19 protein-coding genes are annotated in these 16,297 nt (G+C 72.2%); 6 read left to right on the top strand and 13 right to left on the bottom strand.

The window, feature by feature from the left end:
- Positions 1 to 22 precede the first annotated feature (22 nt).
- Entirely contained in the window at positions 23 to 1,345 is a 1,323-nt protein-coding gene (locus ACFVYA_RS09190) for an MFS transporter (RefSeq protein ID WP_387043951.1), read from the bottom strand.
- 65 nt (positions 1,346 to 1,410) lie between these two features.
- On the opposite strand from ACFVYA_RS09190, the gene ACFVYA_RS09185 reads away from it, so the two are divergent.
- Positions 1,411 to 2,157 (top strand): ArsR/SmtB family transcription factor, encoded by a 747-nt coding sequence (locus ACFVYA_RS09185; RefSeq protein WP_387043949.1) that lies wholly within the window; start codon positions 1,411 to 1,413, stop codon positions 2,155 to 2,157.
- Between the two features lie 182 nt (positions 2,158 to 2,339).
- Here the strand turns inward: ACFVYA_RS09185 and ACFVYA_RS09180 are convergent, their stop codons facing one another.
- From ACFVYA_RS09180 to ACFVYA_RS09130, 11 genes are all read right to left on the bottom strand, one after another.
- Positions 2,340 to 2,942, bottom strand: coding sequence for a hypothetical protein (locus ACFVYA_RS09180; protein WP_387043947.1), 603 nt, complete (start codon positions 2,940 to 2,942; stop codon positions 2,340 to 2,342).
- Between the two features lie 124 nt (positions 2,943 to 3,066).
- Positions 3,067 to 3,924 carry a DivIVA domain-containing protein gene (locus ACFVYA_RS09175; protein ID WP_285990211.1) on the bottom strand — a complete coding sequence of 286 codons (858 nt, stop codon included), beginning with the start codon at positions 3,922 to 3,924 and terminating at the stop codon, positions 3,067 to 3,069.
- A 52-nt stretch (positions 3,925 to 3,976) separates the two neighbouring features.
- Complete coding sequence (locus ACFVYA_RS09170; protein WP_013224824.1) at positions 3,977 to 4,252, bottom strand: YggT family protein; 276 nt, start codon at positions 4,250 to 4,252, stop codon at positions 3,977 to 3,979.
- 115 nt (positions 4,253 to 4,367) lie between these two features.
- Positions 4,368 to 4,970, bottom strand: a complete 603-nt coding sequence (locus tag ACFVYA_RS09165; protein WP_387043945.1) for a cell division protein SepF — start codon at positions 4,968 to 4,970, stop codon at positions 4,368 to 4,370.
- Between the two features lie 98 nt (positions 4,971 to 5,068).
- A complete protein-coding gene (locus ACFVYA_RS09160) occupies positions 5,069 to 5,797 on the bottom strand; it encodes a YggS family pyridoxal phosphate-dependent enzyme (RefSeq protein WP_387043943.1) in 729 nt (242 codons plus the stop codon).
- Positions 5,794 to 6,498, bottom strand: a complete 705-nt coding sequence (pgeF, locus tag ACFVYA_RS09155; RefSeq protein WP_387043941.1) for a peptidoglycan editing factor PgeF — start codon at positions 6,496 to 6,498, stop codon at positions 5,794 to 5,796. Before pgeF ends, ACFVYA_RS09160 begins: the two co-directional genes overlap by 4 nt.
- A gap of 75 nt (positions 6,499 to 6,573) precedes the next feature.
- Entirely contained in the window at positions 6,574 to 7,881 is a 1,308-nt protein-coding gene (gene ftsZ, locus ACFVYA_RS09150; RefSeq protein WP_387043939.1) for a cell division protein FtsZ, read from the bottom strand.
- 242 nt (positions 7,882 to 8,123) lie between these two features.
- Positions 8,124 to 8,879 carry an anti-sigma factor domain-containing protein gene (locus ACFVYA_RS09145; protein ID WP_387044062.1) on the bottom strand — a complete coding sequence of 252 codons (756 nt, stop codon included), beginning with the start codon at positions 8,877 to 8,879 and terminating at the stop codon, positions 8,124 to 8,126.
- A gap of 11 nt (positions 8,880 to 8,890) precedes the next feature.
- On the bottom strand, positions 8,891 to 9,496 hold the full coding sequence (gene sigK, locus ACFVYA_RS09140; protein WP_387043937.1) for an ECF RNA polymerase sigma factor SigK: 606 nt from the start codon (positions 9,494 to 9,496) through the stop codon (positions 8,891 to 8,893).
- Entirely contained in the window at positions 9,489 to 10,220 is a 732-nt protein-coding gene (locus ACFVYA_RS09135) for a DUF1365 domain-containing protein (RefSeq protein ID WP_387043935.1), read from the bottom strand. Before ACFVYA_RS09135 ends, sigK begins: the two co-directional genes overlap by 8 nt.
- The gene (locus ACFVYA_RS09130) at positions 10,214 to 11,482 is read right to left on the bottom strand and encodes an NAD(P)/FAD-dependent oxidoreductase (RefSeq protein WP_387043933.1); all 1,269 of its coding nucleotides are present in this window, start codon (positions 11,480 to 11,482) and stop codon (positions 10,214 to 10,216) included. The genes ACFVYA_RS09135 and ACFVYA_RS09130 overlap by 7 nt, the downstream gene beginning before the upstream one ends.
- 82 nt (positions 11,483 to 11,564) lie before the next feature.
- Here ACFVYA_RS09130 and ACFVYA_RS09125 point away from each other — a divergent pair, with 82 nt between their 5' ends.
- The gene (locus tag ACFVYA_RS09125) at positions 11,565 to 12,827 is read left to right on the top strand and encodes a class I SAM-dependent methyltransferase (RefSeq protein ID WP_387043931.1); all 1,263 of its coding nucleotides are present in this window, start codon (positions 11,565 to 11,567) and stop codon (positions 12,825 to 12,827) included.
- A 2-nt stretch (positions 12,828 to 12,829) separates the two neighbouring features.
- Positions 12,830 to 13,591: a DUF1295 domain-containing protein gene (locus tag ACFVYA_RS09120; protein ID WP_387043929.1), complete on the top strand. Its 762-nt coding sequence runs from the start codon at positions 12,830 to 12,832 to the stop codon at positions 13,589 to 13,591.
- On the opposite strand, the gene ACFVYA_RS09115 is transcribed toward ACFVYA_RS09120, so the two are convergent.
- Positions 13,578 to 14,084, bottom strand: coding sequence for a DinB family protein (locus ACFVYA_RS09115; RefSeq protein ID WP_387043927.1), 507 nt, complete (start codon positions 14,082 to 14,084; stop codon positions 13,578 to 13,580). The genes ACFVYA_RS09120 and ACFVYA_RS09115 overlap by 14 nt on opposite strands.
- 78 nt (positions 14,085 to 14,162) lie before the next feature.
- Here ACFVYA_RS09115 and ACFVYA_RS09110 point away from each other — a divergent pair, with 78 nt between their 5' ends.
- The 3 genes from ACFVYA_RS09110 (at position 14,163) to ACFVYA_RS09100 (ending at position 16,206) form a co-directional block, all read left to right on the top strand.
- Positions 14,163 to 14,606 carry a MarR family winged helix-turn-helix transcriptional regulator gene (locus ACFVYA_RS09110; RefSeq protein ID WP_285990199.1) on the top strand — a complete coding sequence of 148 codons (444 nt, stop codon included), beginning with the start codon at positions 14,163 to 14,165 and terminating at the stop codon, positions 14,604 to 14,606.
- Between the two features lie 25 nt (positions 14,607 to 14,631).
- A complete protein-coding gene (locus ACFVYA_RS09105) occupies positions 14,632 to 15,066 on the top strand; it encodes an OsmC family peroxiredoxin (RefSeq protein ID WP_387043925.1) in 435 nt (144 codons plus the stop codon).
- Between the two features lie 246 nt (positions 15,067 to 15,312).
- The gene (locus ACFVYA_RS09100; RefSeq protein WP_387043923.1) at positions 15,313 to 16,206 is read left to right on the top strand and encodes a LacI family DNA-binding transcriptional regulator; all 894 of its coding nucleotides are present in this window, start codon (positions 15,313 to 15,315) and stop codon (positions 16,204 to 16,206) included.
- Positions 16,207 to 16,297 lie beyond the last annotated feature (91 nt).

The following is a 16,297-nucleotide window of genomic DNA, read 5'->3' as shown; positions in this document are numbered from 1 at the left end:
CGACGCCGTGTTGCCTACCAGGTTAACCGGCCCGCGCAACCGGGTTGTCACGAGGGGCACGTACCCCGGTGAGCGTCACGCCGATCGCGACCAGCCACGACACCGCGGCGATCAGCCCGGCCTCGTGCAGCCCGGCGAGGAACTCACCGCCGGGCTCGCCCGCGACGGTGCCGAGCACCGCCACCCCGAGCGCGCCACCGGCCTGGCGGGCGGTGTTGTTGACGCCGCTGGCCACGCCGGCGCGCTCCGGCGGGATGCCGCCGACCGCGGCCGTCACCACCGCCGTCGTCAGCAGGCCCATCCCGACGCCGAGACCGAGCAGCGTCGGCAGCAGGGCCGCGTATCCGCTGTTTTCGTTGAGCAGCAGCAGGTTCAGCATGCCGAGCGCGCCGAGCGCCAGGCCGGCCACCATGAGCGGCCGCGGCCCGAAGCGGCCGGTCAGCCGGCCCGCGACCGGGGCCAGCAGCGAGAGCGGGCCGAACAGCGGCAGCACGTCGAGCCCGGCTTCGAGCGGTCCCGCGTGCCGGACGCCCTGCAGGTACAGCGTCAGGACGAGGATCGCGCCGATGCCGGTGAAGTTCATCGCCGCCGCGACGAAGTTCGGGCCGAGCGTCCGGCGGACGACGTCCGGGGGCAGCATGGGATCCGCGACCCGGCTCTCCACGACCGCGAACGCCACGAGCGCGCCGGCCGCCACGATCCCGGCCACGACGTTCTCGTCGATGACCGCGTACACCCCGGCGCCGAGGGCCGGCACCGCCGTGGCGATGCCCGCGACGTCGATCCGCCGTCCGGACCGGCGCTCGCCGCGCGGGACGAGCCGCCGCGTCGCGAAGACGGCCGCCAGCACGACGGGGACGTTGAGCCAGAACACCGGCCGCCAGCCCGCCGCCGAGACGACCGCGCCGCCGAGCACCGGGCCCGCCGCCAGGGCCAGCGCCGACACCCCGGCCCAGATGCCGAGGGCCCGCGCCCGCTCGGCGCGTCCCGGGTAGGCCCTCGTGATCACGGCGAGCGTGCCGGGCAGCAGCAACGCCGCGCCCAGGCCCTGGCCGGCGCGGGCGGCGACGAGCCACGGCGCCGACCCGGCGAGCCCGCACGCGGCCGACGCCGTGCCGAACAGCGCGAAGCCCGCGAGGACGACCCGGCGGTGACCGAAGACGTCGCCGAGCGCGCCGCCGGTGAGCAGGAAGGCGGCCAGGACCACCGCGTAGCCGTCGACCACCCACTGCTGCGCCGTGAGGCCGGCGTGCAGGCCGGTGCCGATGGCGGGCAGGGCGACGTTGACGACCGTGACGTCCAGCTGGACGAGGAACATCCCGGCGCACATGGTGAACAGGAGCATGTCCCCAGTGGACCGCGCGGACACTTCCGTTTGGGTGGAAGCGTCGCGGGGGCATCCTGGGAGACGTGGAGGGCGACGCCGACATCGCGCGCACGGCCGCGCTGTTCGCGGACCCGGCCCGGGTCCGCGTGCTGCTCGCGCTCGCCGACGGCCGCGCGCTGGCGGCGTCCGTGCTGGCCGCCGAAGCGCGGCTGTCCGCGCCGGGCGTCAGCGCGCACCTGGCGAAGCTGCGGGCGGCGGGCCTGGTCGTCGCGGAGAAGTCGGGACGGCACCGGTTCTACCGGCTGGCCGGCCCGGACACCGCGGAGCTGCTGGAGACGCTGGCGCGGTGTTCGCCGTCCCAGCCGGTGACGTCGTTGCGCGAGGGGACGCGGGCGGAGGCGTTGCGGACGGCCCGGACGTGCTACGACCACCTTGCGGGCCGGCTCGGGGTGGCGGTGACGTCGGCGTTGCTGGCGCGTGGCGCGCTGGCCGGGGCGTCCGACACGCGACCGCGTCCGGGTGACCGGATTTCGGCTCCGCTGCGCGAACACCCGTACACGCTGGGTCCGGCGGCCGCTTCGGTGTTCGGCTCGCTGGGCGTGGACTTGGAGGCTGTCGCCGCTGGTCGGCGTCCGCTGCTGAAGTTCTGCCTCGACTGGAGCGAGCAGCGGCACCACCTGGCGGGCGCGCTGGGTGCGGCGGTGGCGACCCGGTTCCTCGACGCGGGCTGGGTCCGGCGGCGAGCCCAGGCCCACCGCGCGCTGCGCCTGACCCCGGAAGGCGCCCGAGCCCTGGAAACCCACCTGGGCCTGGCCGACCTCGCCGCCTGACGCCCCTCAGCCCCGAGCCGGAACTCGTAACTCGCGTGATCGGGGCCGTAACTCGCGTGATCAGGCCCGGATCTCGCGTGATCGGGGCCGTAACTCGCGAGTTCCGGCTTCAATCACGCCAGTTCCGGCTTCGATCACGCGAGTTCCGGCTTCAATCACGCGGGATCCGGCGGGCGTCACGGTCAGCGGTGAGCGGCTACCAGGGTGGCGTCGGGGTGGCAGCGGTCGCAGGGGGTGAAGCCGAGCTGGCGGGCCTCGCCCACGCCGATCGGGATCGTGTCGCGGGTGCCGAGCCAGGGGCAGGTGCGCAGGTGGTAGCGGGGGTGCTCGTCGACCACCACGACCTCGTCCTCGAGGTCGGCCAGGACCGCGACGTCGGCCTCCGGGGTCTCTTCCACACCCGGGTCGGAATCGGGCTTCGTTTCGGCCTCGGCTGAAGCGTCGGCCTCCGGGGCCGGCTCGGGGTCTGGTGTGTCGGCCGGGTCACCCAGGTCGCCGGCCGCCGGGATCAGGGTGGTTTGTTCTTCCTCGGCAGGCGCCTCAGGCGCCTCAGAAGACTCAGGCGCCTCGGACGGCTCGGGCTCCGGCGAGGAAACGGCCGGAGCTGCCGGAGCCGACGGCGCGGCAGACCGGCGACGGCGGCGCAGCCAGTCGGCGACCAGGAGCAGCCCGGCCAGCACGGACAGGCCGATGGAAACCCACGCCCACAGCGAAGAAGCCGTGATCAGCGCGGTGACGAGCAACCCCAGAGCCGCCAGTACCAGGACCAGCACGATGTAAAGCACGCTGAATTACAGCACGAACCACCCGGGAGCGGACCACGACCCGCCCACGTGTGGTACCGGATCGACTCCGAACCGTGGTCCACCCCACCGACAGGTGCCGGCGGGGTGGACGCGGAACGGAAACTCAGCCGGCCTCGGCCCGCGGGCCGAAGGAGTAACCCTGGCCGCCGCTCGTCGAACCGGACGACTGCCCGGAGTTCGACGACGCCGACGCGGGCGCCGCGGAACCGCGGTCGTCGAGCTCGCGCAGCTGGGACTCGAGGAACCCGCGCAGCCTCGTGCGGTACTCCCGCTCGATCGTGCGGAGCTCTTCGATCTTCTTGCCCAGCCCGCTCTTCTCGGAGTTCAGGCTGTTCATCGTCTCGGTGTACTTCCGCTGGGACTCGCGCTCCAGCGTGGTCGCCTTGTCGCGCGCCTGGCGCTCCAGGGTTTCGGCACGGGTCCGCGCGTCGTTCAGCATCGTGTCGACGCGGGTGCGGGCCTCGTTGACCATCGAGTCGGACTTCGCCCGGGCGTCCGAAAGCAGCTGCTCGGACTTGGTGCGGGCCTCGGCCAGCATCCCGTCGGACTCGGTCTTCGCCTCGGCGGTCAGCCGGTCGGCCATCTCCTGGGCCAGGCCCAGGACCTTGGCCGCCTGCACGTTCGGCTCCGTGCTGTCGCCGACCATCGAGTGCGTCGAGTGCGCCTGGGTCTGCTCCATGGCGGACTGCGGCGGCGGCACCGGCGCCAGCCGGCGCGACGGCTCTTCACGCATCGGCGGCTGTGCGGATTTGGCGCTGTCGAGCTCGCTCCGAGTCGACTCGAGCTCGGCGTCGAGCTGCTCCATCTGCTGGCGCAGCTCGTTGTTGTCTTCGATCAAGCGGGCCAGCTCGGTCTCCACCAGGTCGAGGAACGCGTCCACCTCGTCCTCGTTGTAGCCCCTCTTGCCGATGGGCGGCTTGCTGAACGCAACGTTATGCACGTCAGCGGGGGTCAACGACATCAGATCACCTCACGCACTCCATGGCCTGCAGGGTCCACCCAAGTTTCCCCGATCAACTTGGAGTCGCCAGTTGCATCGCGAAGAACACAACCAACAGCAGCACCATAATCGACAAGTCCAGTCCGACGCCGCCGATCCGAACCATCGGAATGATCCGTCTGAACAACCGGACCGGCGGGTCCGTCACTGTGTAGATGGTCTCGAGCGTGACCGCAACCCCTCCGGCCGGATGCCACTCACGCGCGAAGGTCCGGACGAGTTCGACCACGATCCGCGCCGTCAGCAGCAGCCAAAAGGCGAACAGCACGTACCAGACGACCAGCCACACAGCTTCCACGTACCTACTCTAACCGGGCGTCCTCTCCGAAGACGCAGTTGAGGGGGGCGACCTCGCCCCGGGTCGGCAAAGTCACGTCTGCTTGCGCTCAGCGGTCCCGGCGACTTCAGCCCCGCAAAAACAATCCGCCCTCGGCAATCCGCCGGCGGTCTTCCGCGGTGACGTCCACATCGGGCGGTGAGAGAAGGAACACCTTGTTGGTGACCTTGTCCATCGACCCCCGGAGCGCGAACGCCAGCCCGGCGGCGAAGTCGACGAGCCGCTTGGCGTCCGCGTTCTCCATCTCGGTGAGGTTCATGATCACCGGGATGCCCTCGCGGTAGTGCTCCCCGATCGCGCGCGCCTCCGCGTAACTGGTCGGGTGCAGTGTGGTGATGCGGCTCAACGGATCACGCACCGGCTGGCGCACGACCGGCTCGGTGACCGGTCGCAGGCGCGCCACGGGTTCCGGCTGCCGGTCCATGGCGAGCGCGCCGTGGACAGCGGGCTCGGAGCTGGGCACGGAGCGTGACCGGCTGCGGCTGACAGGCTCGTCGTACGTGTCGTCGACGCCGCGGTACCGTGCACGGGACGACCGCGGCGCCGGCTCCTCGTAGGAGTCGTAGTCGTCGTCCGCGTAACCGCGTCGATAGTCATCTTCGACGTCATAGCCGTCGTCGTCAGCGGGCACCATCCCGAAGTAGGCCTTCAGCTTCTGCAGCGCGCTCATGCCTCTCCCTAGCCCTAGCCGCTCCCGCACTGACTCGATCTCCACACCGTCAGTGCCCCGCACGGGCGGCCACGAAACGTGACGACCGCGCGAGCTCCCTACGGCGAGGCTAAACCGCGTCCACCGAGCAACGCGGTTCCGACACGCACAGAGGTCGAGCCGTGCGTGATCGCCTGCTCGAGATCATGGCTCATCCCGGCGGAGACTTCTGCGGCATTCGGGTGATCTTTTCGGAGGGCCTCCCCCGCGCGAGCGAGCCGTTCGAAGGCGGCGGCCGGGTCCGCACCCAGCGGCGCGACGGCCATCAGGCCGCGAAGCCGCAGCTCTTCGGACTGCGCGATGCGCTCGGCGAGCGCGTCCAGCTCGGTGAGCGGGCAGCCGCCGCGTTCCGGGTCGTCGTCGAGGCTGGCCTGGATCAGCACGTCGAGGGGTTCCTCACGTTTACCGCTGTAACGCTCGGTGTGCACCGCCTTGGCGAGCGCGTCGGCGAGCCGCGCGGAATCGACGGACTGCACTTGCTGAGCCCACCCGACCACGGACCGCGCCTTGTTCCGCTGCAGCCGGCCCACCATGTGCCACCGCAGTGCCGATCCGGGGAGCAGCTCGGCGACCTCGGCGGCTTTCGGCCCGGCCTCCTGGTCGCGGTTTTCGCCGACGTCGGTGATGCCGAGCTCGGCCAGCAGCGCGACGTCGGACGCGGGGAAGGTCTTCGTGATCGCGATCAGCTTGACCTCGTCCCGCGGGCGCCCGGCCGCGCGGCAAGCGGCGGCGATCCGCGCTTCGACCTCGGCCAGGTTCTCGGCCAGCTCGGCCTTCCGGGAGGTCATGCCTCGACCCAGGTGATGCCGGCGATCCGCCCGGTCGTCCCGTCGCGGCGGTAGCTGAACAGCGTCTTGTCCTCGTTCGTGCAGCGCGGGTCGACGCCGATCTTGCCGACGCCGAGGTCGGCCAGCTGCCGCCAGAGCCCGGCGCGCAGGTCGAGGCCGGGGGTGCCCTGGCGGGTCTTGCACGCGCTGCCGGGGACGTGTTTCTCGACGTCGGCGGCCATTTCGGCGGGGACCTCGTAGCAGTCGCCGCAGATGGCCGGGCCGAGCAGCGCCTCGATCCGGTGCGGCTCGGCCCCTACCTTCCGCATGGCCTCGACCGCGGCCGGGACGACGCCGACCCGCGTGCCCACCCGGCCCGCGTGCACCGCCGAGACCACGCCGGCCTCGGCGTCGGCCAGCAGGATCGGGACGCAGTCGGCGACCAGCACCACGAGCGCGACCCCCGGCGTCGCGGTCACCAGGGCGTCGGTCGCCTCCGCCGCGGCGGTTTCCGAGCCGTCCACGATCGTCGCCGTGCGGCCGTGGACCTGCTCCATCCAGGCCAGCTTGTCCTCGGCCACGCCCAGCTCGGCGGCCAGGCGCTTGCGGTTGGCGAAGACGTCACCCTCGTCGTCGCCGACGTGGTCACCCAGGTTGAAGGTGTCGTAGGGCGGCCGGGACGCGCCGCCCGCCCTGGTCGTGACCACTCGCCGAACCCGCACGCATCCTCCTGACATCGATGAAGGCCACCGCCCACCGACTCTAGTCAGCGGGCGATGGCCTTCAGCGTGGTGTCTCTAGCGCCGCATGAACGGCGGCACGTCGACCTCGTCGTCCGACGGGTCGTCGTGCACCGGCATCGCGCGCCCGGGCAGGCTGCCCTGGGTCGCGTTGGAGCCGAGCGGCGAGTAGCCGCGCGAACCGCCGCCGGGCTGCGGGAGCCCGCCGGACGGCTGGTTGCCGGTGGCCGACGGCATCGGCGAGTGCGACCGCGGCGGCGCCACCGGGTAGCCAGAGCTGCCCGCGGACGGCACCGGGGTGGCACCGGACGGCGGCCCCGACGGGTTCGAGACCTGCCCGGCCGAGGCCGAGGCCGTGGTGGAGGACGCGCGCGAGCCGGAACCGAACGTCGACGGGTCCAGCTTCTTGTGCGTCGGCGCGCCGGCGTCGAACCCGGCGGCGATCACCGTGACGCGGACCTCGTCGCCGAGGGAGTCGTCGATGATCGTGCCGAAGATGATGTTCGCGTCCGGGTGCGCGGACTCCTGGACCAGCGACGCGGCCTCGTTGATCTCGAACAAGCCCAGATCCGAACCACCCGCGATCGAAAGCAGCGCGCCGTGCGCACCATCCATGGAGGCTTCGAGGAGCGGCGAGTTGATCGCCTTCTCCGCGGCCTGGATGGCCCTGCCTTCACCGCGTGCGCTCCCTATACCCATCAGGGCGGAGCCCGCGCCGGACATGACGCTCTTGACGTCGGCGAAGTCGAGGTTGATCAGGCCCGGCGTGGTGATCAGGTCGGTGATGCCCTGGACACCGGAGAGCAGCACCTCGTCCGCGGAGCGGAACGCGTCCATCAGCGACACGCCGATGTCGCCGAGCTGCAGCAGCCGGTCGTTCGGGATCACGATCAGCGTGTCGCACTCGTTGCGCAGCGCCTGGATGCCGTCTTCGGCCTGCTTGCCGCGGCGCTTGCCCTCGAACGTGAACGGGCGGGTCACGACGCCGATGGTCAGCGCGCCCAGCTTGCGGGCGATCTGCGCCACGACGGGCGCGCCGCCGGTGCCGGTGCCGCCGCCCTCGCCCGCGGTCACGAACACCATGTCGGCGCCCTTGATGACCTCTTCGATCTCTTCGCGGTGGTCTTCGGCGGCCCGCTGGCCGACCTCGGGGGCGGCGCCCGCGCCGAGGCCACGGGTCAGCTCGCGGCCGATGTCCAGCTTGACGTCGGCGTCGGACATGAGCAGTGCTTGGGCGTCGGTGTTCACCGCGATGAACTCGACACCCTTGAGGCCGACCTCGATCATGCGGTTCACGGCGTTCACGCCGCCACCGCCGATGCCGACCACCTTGATCACCGCAAGGTAGTTGTGCGGGGGCGTCATCGAAGTCCGCCTTCCTGATCGTTGTGCCCGTACAGCCCGTCGCCGGTGATCAACCCTCAACCTCAACCCCAGATCGAGAGTTATGTCAACCGCCGACGTTAGGCAGGACGGTAGGCACCAGGCAGGCTCTAATCCAGTAGGCACGCCGTGTGTCGCAAAGGTGTTTTGCCACAACACGTTCGAGCGCGCAAGAGCGACGGGCCGCCGAAACCGCCCCGGCCCGATCTGGTATGGCCGCCGGATCAGGCCGGAACGGGCATGCTCATGAGGACTTCCGTGGGTGCTCCGGTGGGCGATCCACCGGCCGGTTCGACGCTGAGCGCGACCTTGTCGGCGCCGGCGACGCCGTCCGCCACGACCAGGCCGCCCTGGTCCGCCGCCGCGATCACCCCGGCCGGGCGCGGCGGGGCCGCGCCGGTGATCAGCCAGGCTTCGTAGACCTTCCCGCCCGGCTGCGACGGCAGGCCCGCGTCCATCACCATCACCCGGTTCAGCGACCGCGACAGGACGACCGTGACGCCGCCGCCGGTGGGCGCCTCGCCGTGCGCGGTCTTCGCGTCCGGCGCCGCGAGCAGCGCCGCCACCGGCGCGAACTGCTGTTTTGCCTGGTCGAGGCGGCTCTGCGCGGCCTGCAGCTCCTGCTGCTGGGTCAGCGCGATCCCGCCGAACACCCCGCCCGCGGCGAGCCCGACGACGGCCGCCGCGACCGACACGACGACCGCCCAGCGCGGGGCCCGCACCGAGCGGCGGTGCCGCTCCGGCGCACCGGGCCGGGTGCGCGGCGGCAGCTGCCGGGTGGCGTGCATGGCGATCATGACGCGGTCCTTGAACCCCGGCGGCGGCTCTTCGGCCATCGCCACGCCCAGCCGGGCCGCCGTCGCCCGCAGCTCGGCGACCTCCTGCGTGCACGAGTCGCACTGCTCGAGGTGGCGGGCGAACTCCGCGCGCTCGACGTCGTTGACGGCGTCGAGCGCGAAGGCGCCGGCCAGGGTGTGCATCTCCGGCGTGCTCAAGCGGTCACCCCCAGGCAGTCCCGCAGGCGGATCAACCCGTCCCGCAGCCGCGTCTTGACGGTGCCTTGCGGCGTCGACAGCACTTCGGCCACCTCGCGATACGTATAGCCCTGGTAGTAGGCGAGCAGCACGGACTCGCGCTGCAGTTCGGTCAGGAAGGACAGGCACCGGCGCACCTGGGAGCGTTCGAGCCGCGCGGTGACGGACTCCGCGACCTCGTCGAACGGGCGGCCGCGGGCGGCTTCGAAGGTCGCCTTCTGCTCGCGCTCGGTGCTCGCGCGCGCCGAGCGGACGCGGTCGACCGCGCGGCGGTGCGCCAGCGTCATCGCCCAGTTCAGCGCCGACCCCTTGGCCGGCGCGTACCGCGTCGCGGTGCGCCACAGCTCGACGAGGACTTCCTGGGCGACCTCTTCGGACTGGGCCGCGTCGCGCACGATCCGGCGGACGAGCCCGTAGATCGGCCCCGCGAACTGGTCGTAAAGCAGCTCGAAGGCCCGCTCGTCGCCCTTGGCGACGCGCACCATGAGTTCTTCCGCCGTCGGGCCGGCCGGGACTTCCGAGGGCACGGGCGCCATCCGGCGCGGGCGGGCCGGCTCATCCATGCTGTCCTCCGGCGTTCTGCGGGGTGCGCGGCACGACCGCGGCCTTCCGCAGCCACAGGGCGACGCCGTGGCGGCGGATCAGCACGGACACCCGCTGCGGGAGCAGCGGCCGGGCCAGCACGAGCCGGGCCAGCCACCGCGGGTTCACCGGGCGGCGAACTCCCCGCAGCGTAGCGACCAGCGGCGTGGCCGTCCCGCGGCGCAACGCCACGGTGAGGTCGAGCAGCGCCTCCGGGCGCGGCAGGCGCATCCGGTACTCGCCGTCCATCTCCTGGAACGGCGAGACGTAGAACTCCTTGGCCGCGCGGGCGCGGCCGGCCTCGTCCGGGTGCAGCAGGTAGGCGTGGCGGCCGCCGTAGGTGTTGTGCACCTCGGCGACGACGCACCGCAGCCCGCCGTCCGGATCGTGGCACCAGTAGACGCTGATCGGGTTGAACGCGTACCCGAGCACGCGGGCGGCGGCCAGCATCACGACCCGGCCGCCGCGCAGGTCGACCCCGCGCTCGGCGAGCCAGGCGTCCAGCTTCTCCCGGATCCCGCGCGGATCCGCGGCCGCGAAGTGGTCCCGGCGGTCGAACCGCGCGAGCGGCCGCAGCCACCACGGCAGCCGCGGCAGGTCGCCCAGGTCCACCCGCCACAGGTACACGCGGTGGGTGAACGCGTGCGGCGGGTCGATCCGCCGCACGTGCGCGACCGTGGCGTCGTAGAGCGCGTTCGTCACCACGCCACCCCCAGGCTTTCCGCGGCGCGGGCGCCCGAAGCGCAGCCGTCCTCGTGGAAGCCCCAGCCGTGGTAGGCGCCCGCGTACGCCAGCACGCCGTCGTTGAGCCCGGCCAGCCGTCGTTGCGCGGCAACGGATTCCGGCGTGTAGACCGGGTGCTCGTACCGCATCCGCGCGACGACGTGCTCCCGGCCGGGGCCGTCGCCGGGGTTGAGCGTGACGACGTAGCCGGTCGGCTCGTCGAGGCGCATCAGGCGGTTCATGTCGTAGCTGACCTGGACCGCGCCGGTGGGCGCGCCGCAGGCGGGCGCGCGGTAGTTCCAGCCGGCCCGGGCACCGGGCCGCGAGGGCAGCACGCTCGTGTCGGTGTGCAGCCAGGCCTCGTTCTCGGAGTAGCGGAACGCGCCGAGCACCTCGCGCTCGGCGGCGGTCGGGTTGGCGAGCAGGGACAGGGCCTGGTCGGCGTGCGTGGCGACGACGACCTTGTCGACGCGGTGCGGCGTGTCGGCGTCGTCGCGGATCTCGACGCCGCCGGCGGTCCGCAGCACCGACCGCACCGGCGTCGACAGGTGCACCGCCGTCAGCTGCTTCGCGGCGAGCTCGACGTATTCGCGGGAGCCGCCCACGACGGTCCGCCAGGCCGGCGAGTCCTGCACCGAGAGCATGCCGTGGTTGCGGAGGAACTCGAACAGGTACCGCGCGGGGTACCGCAGGGTGTCGGCGCGGTCGGCCGACCACACCGTGGACACCAGCGGCAGCATGAAGTGGTCGACGAAGTAGCGGGTGTAGCCGCCGATGGCGAGGAACGCGCCGAGCGTGACGTCGCCGGCGTCCGTCGCCGCCAGGAGCCCCTTCGCGTGCCGGTGGAACCGCTTCACCTCGGTCAGCATCCGCAGGTACCGGCCGCGGACGGCGTTGGCGCGCTGGGCGAACAGGCCGCGCACGCCCTTGGCGCCGGCGTACTGCAGGCCGCAGCCGTCGCAGCGGATGCTCATCGACATCTCGGTGTCGCGCGTGGCCACCCCCAGCTCGCCGAACAGCTTCAGCAGGTTCGGGTAGGTGCGCTCGTTGTGGACGATGAAGCCGGAGTCCACGCCGACGGTGCCACCGTGGGTGCTGGGCACGTCGTGCGTGTGCGCGTGCCCGCCCAGGCGGTCGTCGGCCTCGAACAGCAGAACTTCGTACTTGCGTTGCAGCAGGTATGCCGCGGTCAGCCCGGCCACCCCGCTGCCGATGACGCCGATGCGTTCTCCCGTGATCTCCACACCGGTCCTTCGGGACCGCGGCCCGCCCGGATTGCCGGACCGGGCGACCAATCCACCGCGGCGGGGAGAGCGAATCCCGGACATGCCGCACACCACCGCGCACCGCCTCGCCTCGTTCGCCGCGAAACTCCTCGGCGGCCCCCTCCCCGTGGGCCTCCGGACCTGGGACGGGACCCGCACCGGCCCGGAAAACGCACCGACGGTCGTGCTCCGCAACCGCCGTGCCCTGCGCCGCCTGCTGTACGCGCCCGGCGAGCTGGGGCTCGCCCGCGCCTACGTCACCGGCGACCTCGACGTCGAAGGAGACCTGGCGGACGGCTTCCGCCGGATCTGGGCCCTGACCCGCGCGGGTGAGCTCAACCGGACCAAGCCGGGCCCGCGCGAGTGGGCCGAGGCCGTCAAGCTGGCGGCCCGGCTCGGCGTCGCCGGGCTGCCGCCGAAGCCGCCCGCCGAAGAGGCGCGGCTGTCCGGGAAACTGCACAGCCTGCTGCGCGACCGCTCCGCCATCGCCCACCACTACGACCTGAGCAACGCCTTCTACCAGCTGCTGATGGACGAGTCGATGGCGTACTCGTGCGCCTACTTCACCTCCGGCTCGTCGAGCCTGGCGCAGGCGCAGCACGACAAGCTGGAGCTGATCTGCCGCAAGCTGGGGCTCCGGCCGGGCATGCGGCTGCTCGACGTCGGCTGCGGCTGGGGCTCGCTGCTCGTCCACGCGGCCAAGCACCACGGTGTCGAGGCCGTCGGCATCACGCTCTCGGCCGAGCAGCTGCAGCACATCCGCGGCCGGCTCGCCCAGCACGACCTCGAAGACCGCGTCGAGGTGCGCCGGCAGGACTACCGGGAGCTGCCGGACGCGCCGTTCGACGCGGTGGCGTCGATCGAGATGGGCGAGCACGTCGGCGAGGTCAACTACCCGACGTACGCGGCGACGCTGCACCGCATGGTGAAGCCGGGCGGCCGCGTGCTGCTCCAGCAGATGTCGCGGGGGCACGTGGCCCCCGGCGGCGGGGCGTTCATCGAGCGGTACATCGCGCCGGACATGACGATGCGCCCGGTCGGGCGGACCATCGGCCACCTGGAGACGGCCGGGCTCGAGGTGCGGGACGTGCAGGCGCTGCGCGAGCACTACGTCTGGACGGTCCGGGCCTGGGCCGCCACCCTGGAGGAGAACTGGGCCGACGTCGTCGCGCTCATCGGCGAGACGGGTGCGCGGGTCTGGCGCCTGTACCTGGTGGGCGGGGCGCTGGCGTTCGAGGAGAACCGGATGGGCGTGGACCAGATCCTGGCCGTGCGGCCCGACCGGCACGGCCGGAGCGGTATGCCCGCGACGCGGGAGTGGTGACGATGCCGCAGCTGCTCGTCACCGCCGTCGTCACGCTCGTGGCGGTGACCGTGACCTTCGGGATCGCGCGGGCGCGCGGGCGGTACGACACGATCGACACGTTCTGGGGGCTCGGGTTCGCGATCGTCGCGGTGGCCGCCTTCCCGTTCGGCGACGGCCCGCTGCCGCTGCGGCTCGTGGTGGTCGCCCTGACGGTCGTCTGGGGTGTGCGGCTCTCGGTGCACCTGCACCTGCGCAACCACCGGCTGCCGGAGGACCCGCGGTACGCGCGGATGGGCCACGGGCCGCTGAAGATGTTCCTGCGCGTGTACCTGTTCCAGGCCGTCGTCCTGTACTTCGTGTCGCTGCCGGTGCAGTTCGCCGTGGACGGCACCGGCATCGGCGTCCTCGGCTGGCTCGGTGTCGCGGTGTGGCTGGTCGGTTTCGCGTTCGAGACGATCGGCGACGACCAGCTGCGCCGGTTCAAGGCCGACCCCGCCCATCGCGGCCGCGTGCTGGACACCGGGTTGTGGCGCTACACGCGGCACCCGAACTACTTCGGCGACGCGTGCGTGTGGTGGGGCCTCTACCTGCTGGCGTGCTCGACGTGGCCGGGCGCGGCGACGATCCTCTCCCCCGTGGCGATGACGTTCACCCTGGCCCGCGGGACGGGCAAACCCATGCTGGAGAAGGGAATGGCGCGCACTCGCCCGGCGTACGCGCACTACGTCGAGCGCACCAGCGGCTTCTTCCCGTTGCCGCCGAAGAAGGTCACTCCCCGGTGAGACCGTCGGTGAGCTCGCGCAGCACGTCGAGGTGGCCGACGTGCCGCGCGGTCTCCTCGATCATGTGCGTGAGGACCCAGCGGACGTTGAAGGTCTCGTCCTTGTACGTCACCTGATCGTCGAGCCCGTGCTCGGCGACGATCTCGCGGCTGCGGGCGCATCGCTGCTCGTAGGCGGCGAGGAGCTGGTCCACCGACGTCCCGGGCGGCACCCGGAACTCCGCGTCCGGGTCCTGCTCGAGCTTCTCCTCCCAGGTGTCCTCCTCGCCGTCGACGACGACGCCGAACCAGAACCCCTCGTTGAGCGTGAGGTGGGCGACCAGGCTGGCGACGGTCGTCAGCTCGCTCGGCAGGTGCACCCGGCGGGCTTGGTCTTCGGTGAGGCCGCCGGACTTCCACGCGACGGTGGCGCGGTGGTAGTCGAGCAGCCCGGTCAGGATTTCGCGCTCGCCGCCGGTGAGCGGAACCTCCGGGCGCTGGGGTCGTTCGGTCATGGGGCCGCACTCTGCCAGAGGGGTCCGACAGTTCCGGATACCTTGCGCACGATGTAATCGTGGGCTAGGTTTGTGGACGTGCCGGATGAGTTCCTTCTCGACGAGCAAGCCTGCTTCGCGCTCTACGCCGCGTCGCGCGCGGTGACGGACGCGTACCGTCCCCTGCTCGGCGAGCTGGACCTCACCTACCCGCAGTACCTGGTGCTGCTGGTGCTCTGGGAGTCCGACGCCCGGCCGGTCAAGGAGATCGGCGAGGCGCTGCACCTGGACTACGGCACGCTTTCCCCGCTGCTGAAGCGGCTCGAGGCCAACGGCCTGGTGACGCGGACGCGGTTGCCCGCCGACGAACGCACGGTCGTGATCAGCCTGACCGACCAGGGGCGGGCGGTGCGCACGCGCGCCGCCGGTGTCCCCTCGGCGATCGGCTGCGCGCTGGGCCTCGGCGAGCAGGAGCGGCGGGAACTGATCACCACCCTGCGGCGGTTGACGGCGTCGGCCGCCGCGTATCCGTCCGAGCACTGACGCACCCGAGCACTGAGGAGGCTTTATGCCCAGCCGTGACGCCACCACCCACTGGGTCGGCGGACTGAACAGCGGGAAGGGCGAGGTCACGCTGGACTCGTCCAACGCGGGCACGTTCGCGGTCTCGTTCCCGACCCGGGCGGGCGACCCGGACGGCCAGACGAGCCCGGAAGAGCTCATCGCGGCGGCGCACTCGTCCTGCCTGGCGATGAACCTGTCGGGCGTGCTGGAGTCCCAGCAGCTCACGGCGGACTCGATCGACGTGAGTGCCGAGGTGACGCTCGGCCCGGCCAAGGGCGGCGGCTTCGAGATCAGCGGCATCGCGATCACCCTGCGCGCCTCGATCCCGGGCGTGACGGCGGAGCAGTTCGCGGAGTACGCGGAGACGGCGGAGAAGACCTGCCCGGTGTCGAAGGCCCTGGCGGGCACGACGATCACCATGGACGCGGCCCTCGCCTGATTCCCGGTGCCCGGCCCCTCGCCGTTCGCGGCGAGGGGCCGTTCGGTTTCTCTCGCGCCGGCCGGGCCGGGGTCCACGGCCGGGTGATCGAAACGGTTCGATCTTCACCGAACCCGGTGAACCCCCCTCGGACCAGCTGAGAGCCGCTTGCACATCCCTGGCGGGTGTTCTACGTTCGATGGTCGTCGATGCGGTTCGACGATCATCGTGCCGGATCGCCGTCTCTGGGGGGCAGTCGAGAACGCCATGCGCAAGCGCGGTCACCACCGGCCCGCCGGGGCGCGGCTCGCGGCCGGTCACCGGACGAACGTCCTGGCCCTGGTCGTCCCGCTGCGCGCCGGCGCCCACGATGTCGTCGTCCGGGAATTCGTGGCCGCCGCGATCGCCGCGGCCGGCGCCCGTGATCACGCCCTGCTCCTGCTGACCGCCGAAGAGGGCCCCGCCGCGCTGCGCCGCGCGGTGTCCTCCTCCGTCGCCGACGGCGTCGTGGTGATGGACGTCGAAGCGGCCGATCCGCGCGTGCCCGTGCTGCTCGGGCTGGGCCGGCCGGCGGTGCTGATCGGCGTGCCGGACCGGCCGCGCGGGCTCGGCTGCCTCGACCTCGACTTCGCCGCGGCGGGCGCGCTGTGCCTGAGCCACCTCGCCGGTCTCGGGCACGAGCACGTCGCCCTGATCGGCTCGCCGCCCGCGACCTACCGGCGCGGCAGCAGCTCCGCGACACGGCTCGCGCTGGGTTTCACGGCGGAAGCGGCGCGCCGTGGTGTCCGCTCGACGACGCTGGCCTGGGGGAACACCCACCGGCGGACGCTGCGCGGCCTGGACGCGCTCTTCGCCCGGCACCCCGGCGTCACCGGTCTCGTGGTGCACAACGAAACGGCGCTGCCCGCGGTGCTGGCGGGGCTGCGCCAGCGGGGGCTGCGGGTGCCCGAGGACGTCTCCCTCGTCGCGGTCTGCCCGGACAGCCTGACCGCCCACAGCCTGCTCGAGCTGACCTGCGTGGCGATCCCGGCGCGGGAGATCGGCGCGCTGGCCGTCGAAACGGTCATCGGGCAGCTCGACGACGGCACCGCGCCCGGAACGCGGCTGCTCGCGCCGGAGCTGGCCGCCCGCGCCAGCACCGCACCGCCACGCCTGCCGTGACGCAGCCGCGCCGAATAGCTTCCCCCACATTTTGCCACTGTCGGTATTGTGGTGATCAATTATCGGCGGTTGGTTCACGGAAATGACGTAT

The sequence above is a fragment of the Amycolatopsis sp. NPDC058278 genome (assembly GCF_042881395.1).
In the GTDB taxonomy this organism is placed as follows: domain Bacteria; phylum Actinomycetota; class Actinomycetes; order Mycobacteriales; family Pseudonocardiaceae; genus Amycolatopsis.
This window is presented reverse-complemented; position numbering and strand designations above follow the sequence as displayed.